We start from the raw sequence: 4,539 nt of genomic DNA on the forward strand, positions 1-4,539 counted from the left end.
CGGCTGTCTATGAGTTCGTGAAGAACGACGATGGCAGCGAGCGTCTGGTGATCAACGCGCAGAACTGCGTGCACTGCAAGACGTGTGACATCAAGGACCCGACGCAGAACATCGTGTGGGTCACGCCTGAAGGTGGCGGTGGGCCGAACTATCCGAACATGTGACGGCATAGCTGTACGTCGCGTCTCATGATGCAAAGAGCGTCGCTTCGTGCGGCGCTTTTTTTTATCCCGTACACATCTCAACGCTCCACCAACGCCTCCAGTCGGGCGCACACGCTGGGCTAGTTGGTCGTGGACGAATGCCGCCAGACGTTCTCGTCCTGATATAGCCGATCCGCCGCTGCGCACGCACGGTCCGCGCTACGAAGTCAATTACGCATCGACATCGCGATCCCAGTCATACGCAGCCGGTTCACCACGCAGGAAGCGTGCAATTGCGTCCGCGTGATAGGGGGCGCATGTTTCTACCGCCTGCGCGTTGGCTTCGAGTTGCGCGAGCGCCGCGTAAGACGTTTCAAAGCTCATGTTCAGCAAGCGCTTGCTGGCCCCGAATGCACCGCGCGGACCATTCCTGAAGCGCCGTGCAAAGCGCCGTGCGTTTGTGAGCAACGCGTCGGTCTCGACGACGGAATGCACGAGGCCAATCTGCTTTGCCTCGTCAGCCCCCACACGCCTCGCGCTCAGGAACAGATCTTTTGCCACTGCCATCCCGACCAGTCTGGGGACGATGTAGAGCGCCCCCATGTCGGGAATCATGCCGATCTTGTGAAACGACATGCAGAAACTGGCCTTGCGCGAGATCATCACGAAGTCAGCAGCCAAGGCCAGCGACGCGCCTGCACCATAGGCCGGCCCGTCCACGGCGGCGATAACGGGTACTTCGAGATTGCGCAGCCGCGACAGCCACGCGTGGGCGCCCAGCAGGTTATCGCGCATGGCAAGCGCGGGGTTGCTCGCGGGATCGGGGTTGGAACGTCGTTCCCTGATCGCCTTGAGGTCGCCGCCGGCGCAGAATGAACCGCCCGATCCGGTAATGATGAGCGCGCTAATACTGCGGTCGCTCTCCACGCGCTCGAGCATGTCGACATAGTCCTGACGCAACTCGGTGGAAAGCGCGTTTCGATGTTCGGGGCGTTGATGAGTGAACTCGGCGATACCGTCCGTGATGGAAAGCTCGGCGTGTCGAAGGGCGATCACTTCTTGCGGCATGGCAGGATCCTCAGCTTAGTGGCGGCCCCGTGAGGACGGAAATTGCGCTACGGGGTGCAGGTGTGGCGTAGTGCGGAGATTGTCTTATGCCGGCCGACGCCGGTACGCCCCCCAAATCGGGCGGCCGCACTGGCCGTGCACTGACGGCCCCCCGTCCGGGGTGGCGGATGTCTTGCGCACATCGGGTCTACTAGTGTCGGCAGCTACTTTCGTCGCGCGGAGACAAAGCATGAAAACCAGAATTACCGAACTACTGGGTGTCCAGTATCCAATCGTCGAAGGCGGAATGCAGTGGGTGGGGCGCGCGGAACTGGCCGCAGCCGTTTCCAACGCGGGCGCCTTCGGCATGGTGACTGCACGCACACTGCAGACGCCGGAGGACTTGCTGAAAGAGGTTCATCGTACGCGCGAGCTGACCGACAAACCGTTCGGCATCAACCTCACGCTGTCACTGATGGCTCATGATGTCTCTTATGACGGATGGCTCGACGCGATCGTCGAGAGCGGCGTGAAAGTGGTGGAAACGGCGGGAAACAAGCCACATCTGGTGATCGACCGGCTCAAGGCACATGGGATCAAGATCATCCACAAGTGCACGTCGGTGCGTCATGCATGCTCGGCCGAACGGGCTGGGGTGGATGTGATCTCCATCGACGCATTCGAGGCGGCGGGCCACCCTGGCGAGGACGATGTGCCGGCGATGATCCTGATTCCGGCGGCCCGGCGGGCAATCAGGATTCCGATCCTCGCATCAGGTGGCATTGCCGATGGCAGGAGCATGGCCGCCGCGCTGACACTCGGCGCCGACGGCGTGAATATGGGCACCCGGTTCATGATGACCCGGGAGAGTGCGATTCACGAAAACGTCAAACGGACGCTGGTGGCTGCGAGTGAGCTCGACACCACACTGATCAAGCGCACCCTCAAGCGTACCGCGCGCTTCTACGCGAACGCGGTCTCTGAAGAGATTGTCGAACTGGAGCGGCGGCCCGGTGGTGCCACTTATGAAGATTTGAAGCATCTGCTGTCCGGCAACCGCGGTAACGCAGCGCTCGCGGCTGGCGAGATCGACAGTGGTCTGATCTGCGCGAGCCAGGTGATCGGCCTGATCGACGATGTCCCTGGCTGCGCCGAAGTGGTTTCGCGCATGGTGGCCGAATGCCGCGCGAGTCTTGAAGTGGCATTGAGCACCTATCGGGGCGAGTAGGACTAATCGTTCGCGGCGACAAAGAGCATCGAGATATAAAGGATGGTCGATACAACAATGATGCAGGCTCCGACCAATACCTTCGCCTTGTTAAATTCAAGGCCGCCATCAATCGTAACGGCGATCCCAACCACCGCAGCCAGCGTCCCGATCGCTGCGAGCAAGACGTGGATCTTGCTGCGGATAAGCTTTCTACGTTCGGCTGTGAGGGGCTCCCCCCATTGTTTTTGTGCCATTCCAGACTCCTCTGTTTCGGGTGGTTGGTTTCTCGGAGTGGTTCAGGCTCCGCACGCTTCGCCTGGCCAGCCGGGCTCGTCGTACGATAATCCACACCCGATTGAACAACAGGGCCGCCGTCGTGGTCAACCGCCAAACGCAGAGCGGGCTTGCAATGCAGCAACGTAGGCATCCTGCGAAATGTTGTCTTTTTGATTAGCGATGCTACACTGCCAGCGCGTACAGGCAGGAAAGCAATCCCCGGCAAATCGCCACTGTCCTTAGCGTTGCGGGACATCAGATTGACATACAGCTAGAAGAACAAGGAGCATGTATGCATCGACCAAGCAATACGTCGGAACCCCCTCGTTGGCGGCCCTATCCAGTTGCACTTTCGTGCTGTCTATTACCATGACCATGCGGTCCGCATAATGAATTGCGGTGGCTTCAACGGCGTTCTCGCGCGTGACTAGTCGCCGTCAATCGCCAGGGATTACACGGGAATCGTTGCGTCAACCTGGTTGACATGAGCGCAGGGGAAGTGGTCCACGGGCACCCCTTGCATCGAAAGCGGGCACATGCGTGCCCAAGCACGACGCGGCAACGTATACCTGGATCACCTGGATCGTTCCACGCGAACCCTGGAGCAGAATGTCTCCGCGGTCCAACGCGATTGCTTCTCGACGCCCGCGCCGCAAGGCTGCGGAGATTTGCCGACGGAGATCAAGATGACACGACGCGCGTACGTCTTTGCCGCTTGCCTCGTAATGACAGCAGTCGCGACCCTGGGCGGGTGCCATGACCAGGAGGCGCCAGCGGCCGCGCGACCACCCGTGAAGGTCGACGTCATCGAGGTGGCGTTGCGCGATGTTCCGGTGCCGTTTGACTACGTTGGCCAGACCGAGAGCTCGCAGCAGGTCGAAATCCGTGCACGCGTGAGCGGCTTTCTCGAGAAGCGCGTGTATGAGGAAGGCTCGATGGTCCACCAAGGCGACGTCATGTTCCTGATGGATCGCAAGCCATTCCAGGCCGCGCTCGACGCTGCGCAGGCTGAGTACGCGCAACAGAAAGCCAGGCTCGAAACCGCTCAGGCCAATCTCAACAGGGTACGTCCGCTCGCCGCAAAGAATGCCTTAAGCCAGAAGGACCTCGACGATTCGGTCGGTCAGCAACAGGCAGCCGCCGCCGCGCTTGATCAGGCCCGCGCGAACGTCACGAGCGCGAGCCTGAATCTCGGCTACACGACCATCACTGCGCCGGTCACCGGGCTGTCGAGCTTCGCGAAGAAGCAAAATGGTTCGTATATCGATTCGTCCAATAGTCTGCTGACCTACGTCGCAAAACTCGATCCAATGTGGATCAACTTTTCGCTGTCTGAGAATGAGATGCTGCAACTGCGTGCGCAGACCGCGAAAGGCACGCTCAAGCTGCCGCCGCTTGGCGGCCTCGAAGCGGTTATCGTGCTCGCAGACGGAAGCATTTATCCGCAGCGCGGTCACATCGCGTTCAGGGATGCATCCCTGAGTTCCGAAACCGGCACGTACCTGATTCGGGCCGCTGTGGGCAACCCTGATGGCGCATTGCGTCCCGGACAGTTTGTACGGATCAAACTGCTTGGCGCCGAGCGTACCGCGGCGGTTGCGGTGCCCCAAGGCGCCATCATGCAGGGGCCACGCGGCGAATATGTGTGGACCGTCGACAAGGACGGCAAAGCCCAGCAACGCGCGATCGAAGCAGGGGAATGGACCGGCAACGACTGGGTCGTCAATTCCGGCCTGCAAGTTGGCGATCGCGTCGTGATCGACAACTCGTTGCGGCTTGCGCCCGGTGCGCCCGTCACGGCGAACGTGGTGCCGACACCGCCTGCGAGCGTGAACATCGCGGCTATTGCGAGTGGAACGGCAG

General features: G+C 60.8%; 5 protein-coding genes. 3 read left to right on the top strand and 2 right to left on the bottom strand.

Translation table 11 applies throughout. From position 1 onward, the window contains the following. The coding region (locus WCA85_RS35555) for a 4Fe-4S dicluster domain-containing protein (RefSeq protein WP_424064725.1) at positions 1 to 164 on the top strand (164 nt) is incomplete at its 5' end. A 210-nt stretch (positions 165 to 374) separates the two neighbouring features. On the opposite strand, the gene WCA85_RS35560 is transcribed toward WCA85_RS35555, so the two are convergent. Continuing rightward, positions 375 to 1,211 (bottom strand): enoyl-CoA hydratase/isomerase family protein, encoded by an 837-nt coding sequence (locus WCA85_RS35560; protein WP_424070531.1) that lies wholly within the window; start codon positions 1,209 to 1,211, stop codon positions 375 to 377. A gap of 229 nt (positions 1,212 to 1,440) precedes the next feature. Here WCA85_RS35560 and WCA85_RS35565 point away from each other — a divergent pair, with 229 nt between their 5' ends. Further along, positions 1,441 to 2,418, top strand: coding sequence for an NAD(P)H-dependent flavin oxidoreductase (locus WCA85_RS35565; protein WP_424070533.1), 978 nt, complete (start codon positions 1,441 to 1,443; stop codon positions 2,416 to 2,418). Between the two features lie 2 nt (positions 2,419 to 2,420). On the opposite strand, the gene WCA85_RS35570 is transcribed toward WCA85_RS35565, so the two are convergent. Continuing rightward, on the bottom strand, positions 2,421 to 2,654 hold the full coding sequence (locus WCA85_RS35570; RefSeq protein ID WP_424070535.1) for a hypothetical protein: 234 nt from the start codon (positions 2,652 to 2,654) through the stop codon (positions 2,421 to 2,423). A gap of 708 nt (positions 2,655 to 3,362) precedes the next feature. Between WCA85_RS35570 and WCA85_RS35575 the strand changes: the two genes are divergently transcribed. Continuing rightward, a partial coding sequence (locus WCA85_RS35575) for an efflux RND transporter periplasmic adaptor subunit (RefSeq protein ID WP_424070537.1) occupies positions 3,363 to 4,539 on the top strand: 1,177 nt, incomplete at its 3' end.

Source organism: Paraburkholderia sp. (assembly GCF_049581445.1).
Lineage (GTDB): Bacteria > Pseudomonadota > Gammaproteobacteria > Burkholderiales > Burkholderiaceae > Paraburkholderia.

Excerpts from the sequence above, each read along its gene's own strand:
- WCA85_RS35560 (WP_424070531.1), bottom strand. The coding sequence starts at position 1,211 with ATGCCGCAAGAAGTGATCGCCCTTCGACACGCCGAGCTTTCCATCACG.
- WCA85_RS35565 (WP_424070533.1), top strand. The coding sequence starts at position 1,441 with ATGAAAACCAGAATTACCGAACTACTGGGTGTCCAGTATCCAATCGTC.
- WCA85_RS35570 (WP_424070535.1), bottom strand. The coding sequence starts at position 2,654 with ATGGCACAAAAACAATGGGGGGAGCCCCTCACAGCCGAACGTAGAAAG.